14 protein-coding genes and 2 tRNA genes (1 of these 16 only partly in view) are annotated in these 15652 nt (G+C 72.7%); 6 read left to right on the top strand and 10 right to left on the bottom strand.

What is annotated here, in order from left to right:
* On the bottom strand, nt 1-450 hold the 5' portion of the coding sequence (locus tag O7542_RS01870) for an EamA family transporter (protein WP_281605598.1). 384 nt of this gene lie to the left of the window's left edge; 450 of the gene's 834 nt are visible here — the first part of the coding sequence; the start codon lies at nt 448-450; its stop codon lies beyond the left edge, outside the window.
* A gap of 41 nt (nt 451-491) precedes the next feature.
* Between O7542_RS01870 and O7542_RS01865 the strand changes: the two genes are divergently transcribed.
* Complete coding sequence (locus tag O7542_RS01865; protein WP_281605597.1) at nt 492-1115, top strand: helix-turn-helix domain-containing protein; 624 nt, start codon at nt 492-494, stop codon at nt 1113-1115.
* Between the two features lie 23 nt (nt 1116-1138).
* On the opposite strand, the gene clpX is transcribed toward O7542_RS01865, so the two are convergent.
* The 5 genes from clpX to O7542_RS01840 form a co-directional block, all read right to left on the bottom strand.
* Nucleotides 1139-2431 carry an ATP-dependent Clp protease ATP-binding subunit ClpX gene (gene clpX / locus O7542_RS01860; RefSeq protein WP_018786885.1) on the bottom strand — a complete coding sequence of 431 codons (1293 nt, stop codon included), beginning with the start codon at nt 2429-2431 and terminating at the stop codon, nt 1139-1141.
* Nucleotides 2432-2657: 226 nt separating this feature from the next.
* Nucleotides 2658-3320: an ATP-dependent Clp protease proteolytic subunit gene (locus O7542_RS01855; RefSeq protein WP_013288034.1), complete on the bottom strand. Its 663-nt coding sequence runs from the start codon at nt 3318-3320 to the stop codon at nt 2658-2660.
* A gap of 14 nt (nt 3321-3334) precedes the next feature.
* Nucleotides 3335-3976, bottom strand: a complete 642-nt coding sequence (locus tag O7542_RS01850) for an ATP-dependent Clp protease proteolytic subunit (protein ID WP_018786886.1) — start codon at nt 3974-3976, stop codon at nt 3335-3337.
* A gap of 175 nt (nt 3977-4151) precedes the next feature.
* A complete protein-coding gene (gene tig / locus O7542_RS01845; RefSeq protein ID WP_043328957.1) occupies nt 4152-5498 on the bottom strand; it encodes a trigger factor in 1347 nt (448 codons plus the stop codon).
* 149 nt (nt 5499-5647) lie between these two features.
* A tRNA-Pro gene (locus O7542_RS01840) sits at nt 5648-5721 on the bottom strand.
* Between the two features lie 265 nt (nt 5722-5986).
* Between O7542_RS01840 and O7542_RS01835 the strand changes: the two genes are divergently transcribed.
* Nucleotides 5987-6060, top strand: a tRNA-Gly gene (locus tag O7542_RS01835).
* A gap of 165 nt (nt 6061-6225) precedes the next feature.
* Nucleotides 6226-6423, top strand: coding sequence for a hypothetical protein (locus O7542_RS01830; protein ID WP_309228046.1), 198 nt, complete (start codon nt 6226-6228; stop codon nt 6421-6423).
* Between the two features lie 19 nt (nt 6424-6442).
* Here O7542_RS01830 and O7542_RS01825 read toward each other — a convergent pair whose 3' ends face one another.
* From O7542_RS01825 to O7542_RS01815, 3 genes are all read right to left on the bottom strand, one after another.
* Nucleotides 6443-7417 (bottom strand): alpha/beta hydrolase, encoded by a 975-nt coding sequence (locus O7542_RS01825; RefSeq protein ID WP_158560021.1) that lies wholly within the window; start codon nt 7415-7417, stop codon nt 6443-6445.
* A gap of 228 nt (nt 7418-7645) precedes the next feature.
* Nucleotides 7646-8071: a nucleoside deaminase gene (locus tag O7542_RS01820; RefSeq protein ID WP_064448632.1), complete on the bottom strand. Its 426-nt coding sequence runs from the start codon at nt 8069-8071 to the stop codon at nt 7646-7648.
* A 15-nt stretch (nt 8072-8086) separates the two neighbouring features.
* A complete protein-coding gene (locus O7542_RS01815; protein WP_069087311.1) occupies nt 8087-9118 on the bottom strand; it encodes a questin oxidase family protein in 1032 nt (343 codons plus the stop codon).
* 80 nt (nt 9119-9198) lie between these two features.
* Between O7542_RS01815 and O7542_RS01810 the strand changes: the two genes are divergently transcribed.
* Entirely contained in the window at nt 9199-9708 is a 510-nt protein-coding gene (locus O7542_RS01810; RefSeq protein ID WP_069087310.1) for a hypothetical protein, read from the top strand.
* A 7-nt stretch (nt 9709-9715) separates the two neighbouring features.
* Here the strand turns inward: O7542_RS01810 and O7542_RS01805 are convergent, their stop codons facing one another.
* Complete coding sequence (locus O7542_RS01805) at nt 9716-10363, bottom strand: MOSC domain-containing protein (RefSeq protein WP_069087309.1); 648 nt, start codon at nt 10361-10363, stop codon at nt 9716-9718.
* Nucleotides 10364-10493: 130 nt separating this feature from the next.
* Here O7542_RS01805 and O7542_RS01800 point away from each other — a divergent pair, with 130 nt between their 5' ends.
* On the top strand, nt 10494-13442 hold the full coding sequence (locus O7542_RS01800; protein WP_069087308.1) for an Hsp70 family protein: 2949 nt from the start codon (nt 10494-10496) through the stop codon (nt 13440-13442).
* Nucleotides 13443-13519: 77 nt separating this feature from the next.
* On the top strand, nt 13520-15640 hold the full coding sequence (locus tag O7542_RS01795) for a M14 family zinc carboxypeptidase (protein WP_069087307.1): 2121 nt from the start codon (nt 13520-13522) through the stop codon (nt 15638-15640).
* Nucleotides 15641-15652 lie beyond the last annotated feature (12 nt).

The following is a 15652-nucleotide window of genomic DNA, read 5'->3' as shown; positions in this document are numbered from 1 at the left end:
TGCCATGGCCAGGACGCGGCCGGAGACGCGGCGTGCGGCACCGCGCTCCCCCAGGCTGACCAGCGCGATCGCGACCACGGCGAGCCCGGCGCCGCCCAGCGCCACCGCACCCGGGGAATCGGCGAGGAGCAGGCCGGCGACGATCGGCACGATCGCCGCCGTGATCGCGGTGACCGGCGCGACGACGGCCATGACGCCGGTGGCCAGCGCGCGGTAGAGCAGCATGACGCCGCCCGCGCCCGCCACCCCGGCCAGCAGTCCCCAGCCCAGGTCGAGGGCGCTCGGGGTGCCGGGCACGACGAGTACGAGCACGACCAGCAGCGGAAGGCTGAGCATCTGCGACACGACGGTGACAGCGATGGGGTCGGCCCATCGGGACGCCTTGCCGCCGGAGAAGTCGGCCGTGCCGAAGGCGAGCGCCGAGACGGCGGCGAGGACAATGGGGAGCACATCGCAGTCGTACCATAATAGTGACCGTGAAGGACAGTGTGATGACCGACGCAAGCGGACGGGTCGGCGCGGTGACCTCAGCGGTCGCCCGGCAGGTACGTGAGTTGCGAGCCGCCCGCGGCTGGTCCTTCGAGGAACTGGCCGGCCGGTCCGGCGTCAGCAAGGGCATGCTCGTGCAGATCGAGGGTGCCCGCACCAACCCGAGCATCGGCACGCTCTGCCGGGTCGCCGACGCGTTCGGCGTCAGCATCGCCCGGCTGCTGGAGCCGGCCGAGGAGAACACGGTACGGGTCAGCGCTGCCGATGACGCGCCGGTGCTGTGGCGCGGCCCGCACGGCGGCCTGGCGCGTCTGCTCAGTGGGCTCGGCGAACCCGACCTGGTCGAGCTGTGGGACTGGCGGATGGAACCCGGAGAGACGTTGCGCTCCCCCGACCACGCCCACGGCACCCGGGAGATCCTGCACGTGCTCGACGGCACCGCGACGGTCACCGTCGACGGCGTCGACCACGAGGTACGCGCCGGCGAGACGGTCGAGTTCCACGCCGACCGGGAGCACGGCTACCGGACGGCCGGCGACGAGCCGGTGCGCCTGATGATGGTGGTGGTCACCCCGTCGGGCGAGTGGGACCGGCGGACCCGTTCACGCGGACCGCGCCCGAGCTGACCCGGGCGCGGTCGCGACGTCGGTCAGGCCGACTTCTCCTCGCGGTCCCGCCGGCGCCGGCCGGTGAACTCGCGGGGCACGATCGTCGGGTTGACGTTCTCCAGCACGACCTCGCGGGTGATCAGCACCCGGGCGGCGTCGGGGTTGCTCGGCACCTCGTACATCACGGAGAGGAGCACCTCTTCCATGATCGCCCGCAGGCCGCGGGCGCCGGTGCCGCGGAGCATGGCCTGATCGGCGATGGCCTCCAGCGCGGGCTGCTCGAACTCCAGCTCGACGCCGTCCAGCTCGAACAGGCGCTGGTACTGCCGGACCAGCGCGTTGCGCGGCTCGGTCAGGATCCGCACCAGCGCGGTGCGGTCGAGGCTGCGCACGTTGGTGATCACCGGAAGCCGGCCGATGAACTCGGGGATCAGCCCGAACTTCAGCATGTCCTCCGGCATGACCTGGCTGAAGATGTCGTCGGTCGACCGCTCGGACACCGACCGGAGCCGGGCGCCGAAGCCGGTGCCGCCGGAGCCGGTGCGGGCCTCGATGATCTGGTCGAGCCCGGCGAACGCGCCACCGCAGATGAACAGCACGTTGGTGGTGTCGATCTGGATGAACTCCTGGTGCGGGTGCTTGCGCCCGCCCTGCGGCGGCACGTTGGCGACAGTGCCTTCGAGCATCTTCAGCAGCGCCTGCTGCACGCCCTCGCCGGAGACGTCACGGGTGATCGAGGGGTTCTCCGACTTGCGGGCGATCTTGTCGACCTCGTCGATGTAGATGATGCCCGTCTCGGCGCGCTTGATGTCGTAGTCGGCGGCCTGGATCAGCTTCAGCAGGATGTTCTCGACGTCCTCGCCGACGTAGCCCGCCTCGGTGAGCGCTGTGGCGTCCGCGATGGCGAACGGGACGTTGAGCATCCGGGCGAGCGTCTGCGCCAGGTGGGTCTTGCCGCAGCCGGTCGGGCCGAGCAGCAGGATGTTGGACTTGGCCAGCTCCACGCCGTCGGTGCCGGAGCCCGGGGCGCCGGCGGCCTCGGCCTGGATCCGCTTGTAGTGGTTGTAGACCGCGACGGCGAGCGCCTTCTTGGCCTGCTCCTGACCCACCACGTAGTTGTCGAGGAACTGGCAGATCTCCATCGGCTTGGGAAGCTCTTCCCACTTCACCTCGCCGGACTCGGCCAGCTCCTCTTCGATGATCTCGTTGCAGAGATCGATGCACTCGTCGCAGATGTAGACGCCAGGGCCCGCGATGAGCTTCTTGACCTGCTTCTGCGACTTGCCGCAGAACGAGCATTTCAGTAGGTCGCCGCCGTCACCGATCCGTGCCACCTACGTTCTCCCTGCACTCATCGGCCGGAACGCCGGCCCTGACCTGCGAGCGCCGGAGCGCCCGTCCGTCCTGTCGTTCCACCATGCTGTCGGCTCCACCGATCCGACCGGCGGAGCGGTACAGACCCGACGTTACCCGGTGGCCGGGTTTTCTCCGACCCCCAAAACCGGTGTGTCAGAGGTCGACCGGGAACGATACCCCGGCCGACCTCCGACCACACGTGGCTCAGCCCGCGGCGTGCGACGCCAGCAGACCCTTCTTGCGGCTGGTCAGGATCGTGTCGACCAGCCCGTACTCCTTGGACTCCTCGGCCGTCATGATCTTGTCACGGTCGATGTCCTTGCGAACCTGCTCGATCGGGCGGTTGCAGTGCCGGGACAGCATGTCCTCCAGCTGCGTCCGCATCCGCAGGATCTCCCGCGCCTGGATCTCGATGTCCGAGCCCTGGCCGTAGCCGCCCTCGGTGGCCGGCTGGTGGATGATGATCCGGGAGTTGGGCAGCGCCATCCGCTTACCCGGGGTGCCCGCGGAGAGCAGCACCGCCGCCGCGCTCGCCGCCTGCCCGAGGCAGACGGTCTGGATGTCCGGGCGGACGTACTGCATGGTGTCGTAGATCGCCGTCATGGCGGTGAAGGAGCCACCGGGCGAGTTGATGTACATGATGATGTCGCGGTCCGGGTCGGTGCCCTCCAGCGTCAGCAGCTGGGCCATCACGTCGTTGGCCGACGCGTCGTCCACCTGCACGCCGAGGAAGATGATCCGGTCCTCGAAGAGCTTGTTGTACGGGTTGGACTCCTTCATCCCGTACGACGTGCGCTCGACGAACGACGGCAGGACGTAGCGGTTGTGCACGGCCGCGAACTGGGGCGGCAGGCTCAGGTCGGTCATCGTCAGCTCCTCGCTCAGCTCAGGGTCCCGGCGCCATCCGGAACCTGCGCGGCTCCGATGATCACCTTGTCGATGAAGCCGTAGTCCATGGCCTCCTGGGCGGTGAACCAACGGTCGCGGTCCGAGTCCGCCTCGATCTGCTCCTGGGACTGGCCGGTGTGGAACGCGACCCGCTCCTGGAACATCCGCTTGGTGTAGAGCATCTGCTCGGCCTGGATCGCGATGTCCGACGCGGTGCCGCCGAGGCCACCCGACGGCTGGTGCATCATGATCCGCGCGTGCGGCAGGGCGTAACGCTTGCCCTTGGTGCCGGCGCAGAGCAGCAGCTGGCCCATGGAGGCCGCCATGCCCATCGCCACTGTCGAGACGTCGTTGTCGATGTACTGCATGGTGTCGTAGATCGCCATGCCGGAGTAGACCGAGCCACCCGGCGAGTTGATCCAGAGGAAGATGTCGCGGTCCGGGTCCTCCGCGGCGAGCAGCAGGAGCTGCGCGCAGATGCGGTTGGCCACCTGGTCGTTCACCTCGCTGCCCAGGAAGATGATCCGTTCCTTGAGCAACCGGTTGTAGACCGAGTCGTCGAGGTTGCCAATGGAGTCGCCACCGCGGGCCTCGTTCACCCGGAGCGACTTCTTGGGGATGTGCATGTCGGTCATGGCAGCCCTTCGCTCTCCGTACCGTCCTACCCGACACTAACCGCTCAGCCGGGAGGCGTACTCCCGGTCGGGGCACTGTTCGCTCTCAGCGCAGTCACCCGCACGGCGTACCCCGGAAAGGGTTTCGGCCGCCTCCCGGCGCACAGCGCGGGACGGCGGCCGACACCCCCGACGGTCAGTGCTGGTGGTCGTGCTCGGCCTCGTTCTGGGCCCGCAGCGCGTCGAGGGAGACCTCGTTGCCCGCCGAGTCCTTGATCTTGATCTTCTCCATCACCGCGGCGAGCGCCTTGCCCCGGCGGACGTCGCCGAAGACGGCCGCGGCGGCGCCGGAGCGGACCAGCTGGTCGTAGTACTGCTGCGGGGCCATGCCGGCGCGCTGCGCCCGGTGCACGATCTCGTGACCGAACTCGTCGTCGGAGACCTGCACGTCCTCGGCGTCGGCCAGCGTGTCCAGCAGGAGCTGGATCTTGACGCCGTCGGTCGCCGCCTCGGTCAGCTCGGCGTCGATCTGCTCCTCGGTCTTCTCCTCCGCCGCGAGGTACTCCTCCAGGGAGGCGCCGATGCGCTCGAGCTGGTCGACCATCGCGGCCTTGCGGCTCTCGACCTCCTCCTTGACGACGCCCTCGGGCGCCGGCACCTCGGCGGCGGCCACCATCTGCTCCAGGGCCTTGTCGCGGGCGGCGTAGATCTGCTCGACCTGCTTGCCCCGGGTGATCCGCTCCCGCAGGTCGCCGCGCAGCTCGTCGATGGTGTCGAACTCGCTGGCCATCTGCGCGAAGTCGTCGTTGAGCTCGGGGAGCTCCTTCTCCTTGACCGTGCGGACGGTCACCGCCACGTCGGCGTCGCGGCCGGCGTAGTCGCCACCGACGAGCTGCGTGGTGAAGGTGGTGCTGTCGCCGGCGGCCAGGCCGACCAGCGCCTCGTCCAGACCCGGCAGGAGCTGCTTGCTGCCCACCTCGTGCGAGATGTTGCTCGCCGAGCCGCCCGGGACCTCCTCACCGTCGACCGTGGCGTTCAGGTCGATCTGCACGAAGTCGCCCTCCTGGGCGGCCCGCTCGACGGTCTTCAGCGTGGCGAAACGCTCGCGCAGGCTGTTGATCTGCTCGTCGATCTCGCTGTCGGCGATCTCGATCTCGTCGACGGTCACCTCGATGGTGGCCGGGTCCGGCAGGGTGATCTCCGGCCGGACGTCCACCTCGGCGGTGAAGTTGAGCGAGTCGCCGTCGTTGAACTCCGTGATGTCGACCTCGGGACGGCCCAGCGTCTTCAGGTCGTGCTCCCGGACCGCGGCGAGGATGTTCTGCGGGATGGCCTCCTGGATCGCCTCGTTGAGGACGGTCCCCCGGCCCACCCGCTGGTCGATCACCGCGCTGGGAACCTTGCCCCGGCGGAAGCCGGGAACCTGGACCTGCTGGCCGATCTCCCGGTACGCCTTCTTGAGGCTCGGCTCGAGCTCGACGAACGGCACCTCGATGGCGAGCCGCACGCGCGTCGGGCTCAGAGTCTCGACGGTGCTCTTCACAGGCGTACTCCTTGACGGATCTGGGTGTTGATTCTGGGGCGTGATTGCGCGCATCGAGTGTAGGCGAGCCGGCCGACGGCATCGGCAGGGCCCGGGCACCGCGCGGAAAAAACCGGCGGTTCCCGGGACGATCCGGTCGCGAACGACAGTCGGGGTGGCGGGATTTGAACCCACGGCCCCTCGCTCCCAAAGCGAGTGCGCTACCAAGCTGCGCCACACCCCGTGGCGACGAAGAGTGTATGCCGTCCGGTCCCCCGCGCGGGTGACCGGGGCGCGGCGCGGCGGTCGGCGGGCCGCCGCCGGGCCGCCGCCGCGCCGCCGCCGAGCCGCCAGTTCGGGGAAGTGGCTGGGTCCGAGGGCCCGGGAAGGCACCACCTCGCCGAGGTGGTGTGGATCTTGACGGTCCGCGGCGAGCGCGGGGTATGCGCTTCGCGGCGCCAACCCGGATTGGGTACGCTGTCGGCGCGCCCTGCTGTGGTGGGGCGCTCGCGGGCGTAGCTCAATGGCAGAGCTTCAGTCTTCCAAACTGACGGTGCGGGTTCGATTCCCGTCGCCCGCTCCACCCACGAAGGCCCAGGCAGACCGCATGATTGCGGCACCTGGGCCTTTCGCTTCCGTGGGGCGGATCTAGCGACCATCCGCAGCCCCCGGTCGACAGCGACGGGTTTCGTTACCGCGTCCGGTCAGCATTCCTGCGCACCGATCTCCGGACACCGGGCAGAGCGTCATGACCGCTACGCGCAGGAGGCCGCTGGGCGTACTCGAACTGTCAGCACTACCGAGCATCGGCGAGGAGCACTGGGTCCACCGGATGCGGCAGTCCGGGCTGGCGGACCTCATGCCGTCGCTGCGGGACACCGTCTGGGTCGGGCTGAGCGCCGTCGAGGTCGTCTCCGAGGGGCAGTGGAGGTGGTTCCCCGCGTGAGCACCCGCCCATGCCGCGATCAGCGCGCCGCGTACCCCAGGTCGGTCGCCGGCAGGCGGCGCCGCAGCCAGGTGACGACGAGTTCGTCGAAGCCCGGCGCCCGCTCGGCAGGGGTGTAGCGACCCTCCTTCACCTGCGCGGGTCCGTCGCCCGTGTAGACGCGGATGCTGTGGTCGGCGCCGGGGAAGACCACAGTCGTGTGGTCGGCGTGGCCCGCGTCGTCGAGGGCGCTGCTGATCGCGCGCACGCTCGCCTCCACCGGCACGAGCAGGTCGTCCGCGCCGAAGATCGCCAGCAGCGGGCAGCGCAGGGCCGCCAGTGCCGGGGCGGGGTCGTAGTCCGCGATGCCCGCGATGAACGCGATGGACTCGGGTGTCGTCCCGGCGAGCATCGGATACCAGGAAGCGCCGTGCCAGTGCGCCTGCGCGGCGTGCACGCGTGCCGGGTCGTCGCCCGACCGGACCCGCCGGATCTGGTCGCGTAGCAGGAGAAGCGCCTGCTGGATGTCCGTGTCGCTGAAGCCCTCCGCCGCGAGTTGGTGGCGGAGCCGGTACTCCTCCTGGATCCGTACGCTCACGCCCGGACCCGACACCGTCACCACCGCCGCGATCCCGTCGTCAGCGGCCGCCGCGAGGTGAGCCACCCAGCCGCCCTGGCTGCCGCCGATCAGCGCGACCTCGCCGGACAGCACGTCCGCGCGGCTCCGCACGGCCCGGACCGCTGCCACGGTCTCGTCGGCGCGGTCGGTCATGGTCTGACGGGTCCAGTCACCCGTTGACGCTCCGGAACCGGGCTTGTCGTAGGCCAGGCTCGCGAAGCCGGCTGCGGCCAGCCTCGTCTGCCACGACCCCTGGTCGCGGCCACCGGGACCGGAACCCTCGACGAAGACCACCGCCGGGTACGGCCCCGGCCAGGGCGGCCGGACGAAGTCGCCGACCAGCTCGTTCCCGTCGTCGAGGAACGAGAACTCCGCGGTCACCGGCTCGAACAACACCCCGCCGACCGTACGGGGTGCCTGCCACCCGCCCGCGTCCTCAGGCGACGGTGACGGGCCAGCCGTACGGCCGGCGGGTCTCCCGCCATCTCGTGCCCGTTCCGAACGCCTGGCTGTGAAGCAGCTCAGTCGCGTCGACCTTGGTCAGCAGCGCCGGAGCGAGCCCCCGGTCAGATGGGCCACACCGGCTCGGCGAGCCGCCATCTCCACCCGATCGGCGCCGATGGCCTAGTAGTGGTCCTCGATCGGCCGGCGCGCCTCGTCGAACAGCGCCGGTCCGTCGTACCGCACCGGGCGCGGCGCCGGGGTGGCCGGTTTGACCTGCTCGAACTGCTCGGTGGACAGCGCGTACACGACCCGGCCGAGGCCTGATGCGTTGATCGCCACAGTGCACATCGGGCAGGGCTGGCAGCTGGTGTACATGGTGGTGGCGACCGCCGCCTCGGGGGCGAGCTGCCGGGCGGCCCAGCGGGCCAGCTTCAGCTCCGGGTGCGCGGTGACGTCCCGTTCGGAGACCACCGTGTTGTGGTCCTCGATCAGGACGGCACCGTCCGCGCCGACCAGCAGCGACGCGAACGGCCGCTCGCCGGACGCGCCGGCCCGGTCGGCGAGTTCCACGGCGCGGCGCAGGAACGCTTCGTCGTCGGGGGTCATCGGCTCTCCTGGTGGTCAGTCGGCGGCGATCTGCTCGACGGATCGGGCGGCGACGGCGCGCAGGACCGGGTCACCGCTGCGGGCGTACGCATCGCTCAGGGTGTCGATGAATTTGATCGCGTGCGCGTCCCCGGTGTCCAGCGCACGCGCCATGGCCTCGCCGAGTTCCGGCCCGGCGGCCGGTGGGAGGGCACGCGCCTCGACCGGGGCGTAGGCGGCGGTGACGGCGGCGGTCGCCGCCCAGGCGGCGGCCAGGCTCGGCCGCCAGAGCGCCGGCGGCAGGGCCGGCAGCGTCCGCAGCACGGCGTTCGGCGCGGTCGCCGCGTGCACGAGCATGACGGGGGCGGCGTACCCGTGGGTGCCGTGCCGCTGCACGGCGGCGTCGACGACCGCGGCGAGCCGGGTGGACGCGTCGTCGGCCGCGTCGCCGGGCACCGCCGCCGCCACCGCCGGCCACCGGGTCAGGTCGGCCAGTTGCGCCAGGCGGGACCGGATGCCGAACCGCTGATCGGGTACGCGGGGCACCGCGTCGAGCGCGGACCGCGCGTCGGTCACCGGGTACGGCCCGGCGCCTGGCGGCGCGAGCGGCTGCCAGCGGGCGGCCCAGTAGGCGAGCCCGTGGCCGAGTTCGGTGACCCGCGGTCCGGTCTCGGCGTCGAGCAGGGCGCGTACGGCGTGGCCGACGCGGATGACACCGTGCGTGGCCCCGGCGGCGATGCCCGGCAACAGTCGCGGCCACCACCGGGCCAGCACGTCGCGCCACGGCTCGCCGGCCAGCTCTCGGTCGAAGAAGTCGAGCCAGTCGCCGCTACGCACCGGGTCGCCGAGCGGGTCGCGCCACTCCGCGGGTGCGATACGCCGGATGCCACGTGGACGTTCCTCCAGCCGGTCGGCGTACGCGTCGATCCAGCGGTGCACCGCCCGCCCGTGGCCGTGGCGCACCAGCGCCTCCGCCGCCATCGGCACGTGGTTGGACAGCCACCCGTCGCGCTCGGGACCGGTGTGGCGTACGCGCTCGTACGCCTCGTCGAGTACGGAGTTCAGCACGTCGGCAAGCGTCCGACCTGAAGTCCGGTTGACGTCAAGCGGCGCGGAACCGGCGGGGATCGGACGACGTCGAAGCGGCCATGAGACTTCGTGCTCTGCTTGTCGTCGCCCTGGCAGCTCTCGGCCTCGTCGTCGTCATGTCACCCCCGAAACCCGCGTGGGCGTGCTCGTGCGTCGGGTCCACCACCGAACAGGACGCCAACGCCGACAGCACCGTCGTCGGCACCGTCTCGCAGGTGACCGACAGGGCGATCCGGCTCACCGTCGAGTCCGTCGAGAAGGGCGGCGCCCAGGTCGGGAACAGCCTCACGCTGCGCGTCTCGCCCGGCGAGGCCGCCTGCGGCTACGCCTTCCGCCTCGGCACCCGGTACCGGGTGAACTCGTATGGTGGCGCCACCGGCGTGTGCGCCGGAATCCGCGAGCTGTCGAGCCCGGCGGCGGCCACCACGCCGTCCGTCGCCACGGCTGAGCGGACGCGGGCCGCGGGACCGCCTGCCTGGTGGATCGTCGGCGGCGTGACGGTGGCGGCGCTCGCCGTCGCCGGGCTGGTGGTGGCGGCCAGGCGGCGGACCGGACGCGGACAGCCCTGACGGCCGGTCAGGACAGGCGGCGGCGGATCCGTGCCATGTCCTCCTCGGGCAGCGCGTCGGCCACCAGCAGCCGGGGCAGCAGCTCCGTCTCCAGCGTCGTGGCCCGGAACACCAGCGCCACCGTCACGTCGTGGCCGGGCCGGTGCACGACCTCGACCGGGTCTCCGGTCCCGACGCTGCCCGGCGTGATCACCCGCAGGTACGCCCCGGGCCGTACCTCCTCGGTGAACCGCTTGATCCAGCCGCGTTCGCCCAGCCACCCCTGGAACGTCCCGCAGGGGATGCGCGGGCAGGTGACCTCCAGCACCAGGTCCGGGCCGATCCGCCACCGCTCGCCGATCAGCGCGCCGTTGACGTCCAGCCCGCTGGTGGTCAGGTTCTCGCCGAAGCTGCCGTCGGCGAGCGGGCGGCCCAGCTCGGCCTCCCAGTGGTCGAGGTCCTCCCGCGCGTACGCGTAGACCGCCTGGTCGGTGCCGCCGTGGTGGGCCACGTCGTAGACCCGGTCGCCGGCCAGCCCGACATCGCCGGTGCCCTTCGGTCCGGGGGCGGTGACGGCGACCCGGCCGTCCACGGGCCGCTTGTCGATGCCGGTGGCCCCGATGCCCTTCCACGGGTTCGGTTGCGGTCGGCCCACGTTTACGGAGATCACCCTCATGACGGCGACGGTATGCGGCGCAGGGCCGGACGGGCCAGTCCATTCCCCCGGGCCGGGTGAACGGCGAGGCGGCGTGGCCTGCGTACGATGCGGGCCGGACATCCTCGTCGGGTGGTGGAGGTAGCCGCGGATGGCAGGCCAGCAGGACGGTTTCGCCCTCGGCGTGGACCTCGGGACCTCGAACACCGTGGCGGTGCTGCGCTGGCCGGACGGGCGGACCCGGCCGGTGCTCGTCGACGGCCATCCGATCCTGCCGTCCGGCGTGTACGCCGACGCGGACGGTCACCTGCACGTCGGGCGGGACGCGCAGCGCCTGGCACAGGCCGACCCGGCCGGCTACGAGCCGAACCCGAAGCGCCGGGTCGACGAGGAGACCGTCGAGCTGGGTGGGCGGGCGTACCGGCCGGCGGAGCTGCTGGCCGCGACGCTGCGCGAGGTCGCGGACGCGGCGGTGACGGCGGTCGGGATGCTGCCCCCGGCGGTGGTCACCCACCCGGCGGCCTGGACGCCGGCCCGCCGTCAGGTGCTGCACGACGCGCTGGAACTCGCCGGCTGGCCGGCCGCGGCCGAGCACACGCTGGCCGGGCCGATCGCGCCCGGCACCCGCCTGCTGCGCGAGCCGGTGGCCGCGGCGCGCTACTTCACGCAGGTGCTGCGCCGGCCGGTGCCGGTGGGCGGTTCGGTGGCGGTGTTCGACTTCGGCGGCGGCACGCTCGACGTGGCGGTGCTGCGCAACGAGGGCGCCGACCCGTGGGGCGACTCCGGCTTCCAGCTGGTCGCCACCGGCGGGATTCCCGACCTCGGCGGCCTGGACCTGGACGCGGCCCTGCTCGGGCGGCTCGGCGAGCTGGTCGGCCCGGCCCACCCGCGTGAGTGGGCCCGGCTGACCGAGGCGACGACGACCGCCGAGCGGCGGGACCGCCAGCAGCTCTGGGACAACGTGCGCGGCGCGAAGGAGATGCTGTCCCGGGCCATGGTGGCGCCGGTGGCCGTACCGGGGGTGGAGGCGGCGGTGCCGCTGCCCCGGGAGGACTTCGAACGCCTCGCCGCGCCGCTGCTGGCCCGGGCGGTGACGGAGACCCGGGAGGTGACCGCCGCCGCCGGGCTGCGACCGGAGCAGCTCAGCGGCCTGTTCCTGGTCGGCGGGTCGACCCGGGTGCCGCTGGTGGCCCGGCTGCTGCACGCCGAGCTGGGCATCGCGCCGACGGTGCTGGAGCAGCCGGAGATGCCGGTCGCCGAGGGCGCGCTCACCGACCTGCCGCTGCCCCGCCGGTCCGGCCGCCCGGCCGCGCCGGTCCAGCCCGCGCCCACGCAGCCCGAACCGACAGGGCCCGCGCCGGGCGGGACCGACGCCGGCACGGCGAGCGCCGCCACGGTCCCCGCCGGTGCGACCAGGACGAACCCGACCGCGCCGCTCGGCGGCACGGACGCGGCCTCCGCCGGACCGCACGGCACGCTGGTCGCCGACGGGCCCGTCCCGCAGACCCCCGCCACCAGGTACGACGGCACGCCGCTCGCCGGAGGTCCGGTCCCGCACCCGAGGTACGACGGCACTCCGGGCGCCCCCGGTTTCGTGCCGCCGGGGGCAGCGCCCGCCGCGCACCACGCCGGACCCGGCGTACCCGGGATGCCGCCGCCCGGCGGTGGATGGCCGCCGGCGGGGCCCGGTCCCGGCGTACCCGGGGCGCCTTTCTCCCCCGCTCCGGGCGGTGTCCGGCCCGGCGGCGGCCGGCCCCGGCGCGGCCGGTGGTTCGCGCTCGGCGCGGGTCTCGTGGTCGTCGCCGTGGCGGCGTCGGTGCTGCTCTGGGTGTTCCGGGACCGGCACCCGGCGCTGGACTTCCACACCGCCGAACTGGTGAGGACGGTGGCCGCCGGCGACACGCGGCCGGGCCAGATGTTCACCGCGACGCTCGGGGAGCGCGCCTACCTGGCCCGTTCGCTGCCCGACGACCACCTCCACGTGACCGCCGTCGAGGCGGCCACCGGCAGGACGGTCTGGGAGAAGCGGACCGACGCGGCCACGCAGCGGTGGGCGGGGATCCGGGCGCTGCCCGACGGGCTGCTCGTCCTCGGCGACGCCACCGGCAGCGGCACTCCGCGCGTGCTCGCGGTGCTCGACGGCGATTCCGGCGAGCAGCGCTGGCAGACGGACGTGGGCCGCGACGACGCGCTGTTCTTCGGGGCCGACACGCTGGTCCGGGTGGACCGGGCCGGCGAGCGCCTGGTCGGGCTGCGGCTGGACGACGGCCGGCAGCGGTGGGAGCGGCGCAACCCGCGCACCGAGTACGGCGACGCCCGTACGAAGGTGCTGCCGGTCGGCACCGGCGCGGCGCTGGACGGGCCCGGTGACGCCGAGGGCTCGCCGCTCGCCCCGTGGGCGGGGAAGGCGGACCGGCTGGTGCAGGTCGGCGCGGACCGCTCGGTCCGGGTCCTGGACCTGCGCAGCGGAAAGGTCCTCAAGGACCGGGGCAACGTGGCCGGCCTCGACGACCCGATGGCCGCCCGCGACGACCGGCTGTACGTGGCGGAGGACGACCGTGGCCTGCGGCTGCTCTCCTACGACCTGGGCAGCCTCGGCACGCCCGGCGTGCTGTACGAGGCGCCGGAGCAGGGCGGCCGGGTGAAGGATCTGGTCACCTGCGGGGAACGTCGCGTGTGCCTGCTGGAGACGCCCGCCGGCGGCGCCGACGGCACCCGGGTGGTGGCGGCGACCGAGGGTGAGGGCACCCGGCAGTGGCCGGCACCGCGCGCCGAGTCGCTGGTGCCGGTCGGTGAGCACGTGCTGGCCGTGCAGGGCTCGCCGGACGCGGTGACGCTGTTCGCGCCGGACGGCACGGCGAAGGTGCTGCGGGACCGGGACGGGTTCGCGGTCCGGCTGGACGCCGGCAACCTGCTGATCTTCTCCGAGGCGCCGAGCGCGTACGAGGACGACCGGGTCCTCGCCGGCACGGCGGTGGACGGCAAGCCGGTCGAGATGGGGCAGCTCAAGCAGATCCGCAGCGAGTCCTGCTCGTGGAACACCGAGATGCTGGTGTGCGGCGCGGAGAAGGAGTTCCGGTTGTACCGGTTCGCCGGCTGACCGGAAGTGAGCTTGACAGCGATCGATGCCTCGGCTGGTGTGAACGGCAGAGAGATCGACGTTCGTCAGGAGGCCCCGTGTTCGTCCGACGACGGTGGACCGCACTCGCCACCACCAGCATCCTGATCGCCGCTGTCCTGTCCCATCCCGGCCCCGGCGCCGCCGCGCCGGCCGCCCCCGCGCTCACCCTCGCCCCCACCGAGACCGCGCTGGTCCGCGTGCAGCTCGCCGACCGGGCGCAGCTCGACCGCCTGGTCGCCGGCGGCGCGGACCTGGCCAACCGTCCCCGCTCCCGGGACGGCAGGCTGATCGCCGACCTGGTCCTCACCGGCCGGCAGCTCACCGACCTCACCCGGCAGGGCGCGACCGCCCTGCAGGTCGTACAGCGGGCCGACGACGGCACCCGGCGGATCGCCGAGAGCCGCCGCGCCGCCCAGGAGCGCACCCGCGCCGGGCTGCGCGCGAGCGGCGCCGCCGCTGTCGACACGCTCCAGTTCCTCCAGGCGTACTGGTGGACCACCGGCGGGCGGACGTTCGTCCAGGCGCAGGTCGCCACCACCGCCAGCGACGACCCCGACGTGGAGATCACCGTCACCTGGCGTACCGCCGACGGCGCCACCGGCTCGTTCCCGCTGTACCGCTTCGAGGACTCGGGCGAATACCAGTACCACTACGCGCTGCCGCAGCCGGCGCCCGGCCGGCCCGTGCAGTTCACCGCCACGTCCAGCCTGGGCGGGACGAGCCGGCCGGTCACGCCGTCGCTCTGGCCGAACGCCTCCCCGCCGCCGCAGCCGGCCGGCTACCAGAAGGACTTCATCGACGCGTACCTGACGCCGGTCGACATCAAGGCGCGCATCGCCCGGCTCGGCCGCCAGTACCGCGACCTGGTCGACGTGATCGACCTGCCGAACAAGACGCAGGGCTACCGCCGCAACGCCGCCGCCTACCTGGGTGACCCGGCGGCCGCCGCCGTGGTGGTGGAGTCGGTCCGCTTCGGCGACCAGGGCATGAACGGCGTGCAGGTACGCACCGTCGACCCGGGCCGGCCGAGCCGGCCGCTGAGCATGCGCTACCGGGACCGGGTGCTCACGATTTCGCTGGCCACCGACCGGGCGGGCAAGGTGACGAGCACCACCGACGACGTCGCCGCCCTGATCAACGCGCCGCGCGGCGCCCGCTTCCGGGCCACTGTGGAGGAGGGCTCGGCCGGGCTGCCGATGCCGGTCACCGGGCCGGTACGCCTCGACGACGGGTTGCAGGGCACCGAGGTGCCGGCCCGGCCGTGGACGGTGCAGGCACTGCGCATCGGCAAACACCGTGACGGCTCCCGGATCGGCGTGCTGGCGTACTCGCAGGAGCACGCCCGCGAGTGGGCCACCCCGCTCGTCACGCTGGAGTTCGCCGAGCGGCTGCTCGCCAACGCCCGCACCGACGCGGCGACCCGCAAGCTGCTGGAGCAGGTGGACGTGTTCGTCATCCCGACGGTGAACCCGGACGGCGCGAACTACTCGTTCCACGACTACAACTTCCAGCGCAAGAACCTGGTCAACCACTGCGCCGGTGAAGCGCGGGACCCGAAGTACCGGAACATGTGGGGCGTCGACGTCAACCGGAACTACACGGTCGGATCCCTGTTCGACGGGTACGTGGGCGCGAGCACGAACTGCCTGGCCGGCAACTACGCGGGCACGGCGGAGCTGTCCGAGCCGGAGAGCCGCAACGTGATCGACCTGGCCAAGGCGCACCCGAACATCAAGTTCGCGATGAACGTGCACTCGTACGGCGGTTACTTCATGTGGCCGCCCGGGGCGTACAAGGCCGACGGGCGGGTGACGCTGCCGCGCCCGTCGATCGACGAGTCGACGCTGTTCCTGGCCAGCGCCCGGCGCATCGTCGGGGCCATCGCGGCCGAGCGCGGCACCGTCACCTGGCCGTCGCAGACCGGCCCGGTCGCCGACGTGCTCTACTCGGCGGCCGGCAACTCGGCCGACCAGCTCTACTACGAGCTGGGCATCTTCGCCTGGGACTTCGAGGTCGGCAACGACAGGTGGAACGAGGCCACCGGCCAGTGGGAGGGCGTCGGTTTCCAGCCGCCGTTCGACGAGGCGCACGGCGAGGCGCAGGAGTACGCCGGCGGCCTGGTGGAGCTGGTCCGCGTCGCCCGCGACTACGCGGCGAGCAACCCGGTCCGGCGCTGAGGGCAGGCGGTC

It is taken from the genome of Micromonospora sp. WMMC264 (genome assembly GCF_027497275.1).
Lineage (GTDB): Bacteria > Actinomycetota > Actinomycetes > Mycobacteriales > Micromonosporaceae > Micromonospora > Micromonospora chalcea.
Note: the sequence above shows the minus strand (reverse complement) of the source record. Positions and strands in the feature narration are given on the sequence as shown.

Bases quoted from the DNA above. Each gene is read 5' to 3' on its own strand.
- O7542_RS01865 (WP_281605597.1), top strand. From the start codon at position 492: ATGACCGACGCAAGCGGACGGGTCGGCGCGGTGACCTCAGCGGTCGCC.
- O7542_RS01855 (WP_013288034.1), bottom strand. From the start codon at position 3,320: ATGACCGACCTGAGCCTGCCGCCCCAGTTCGCGGCCGTGCACAACCGC.
- O7542_RS01850 (WP_018786886.1), bottom strand. From the start codon at position 3,976: ATGACCGACATGCACATCCCCAAGAAGTCGCTCCGGGTGAACGAGGCC.
- O7542_RS01830 (WP_309228046.1), top strand. From the start codon at position 6,226: ATGACCGCTACGCGCAGGAGGCCGCTGGGCGTACTCGAACTGTCAGCA.
- O7542_RS01820 (WP_064448632.1), bottom strand. From the start codon at position 8,071: ATGACCCCCGACGACGAAGCGTTCCTGCGCCGCGCCGTGGAACTCGCC.
- O7542_RS01810 (WP_069087310.1), top strand. From the start codon at position 9,199: ATGAGACTTCGTGCTCTGCTTGTCGTCGCCCTGGCAGCTCTCGGCCTC.
- O7542_RS01805 (WP_069087309.1), bottom strand. From the start codon at position 10,363: ATGAGGGTGATCTCCGTAAACGTGGGCCGACCGCAACCGAACCCGTGG.
- O7542_RS01800 (WP_069087308.1), top strand. From the start codon at position 10,494: ATGGCAGGCCAGCAGGACGGTTTCGCCCTCGGCGTGGACCTCGGGACC.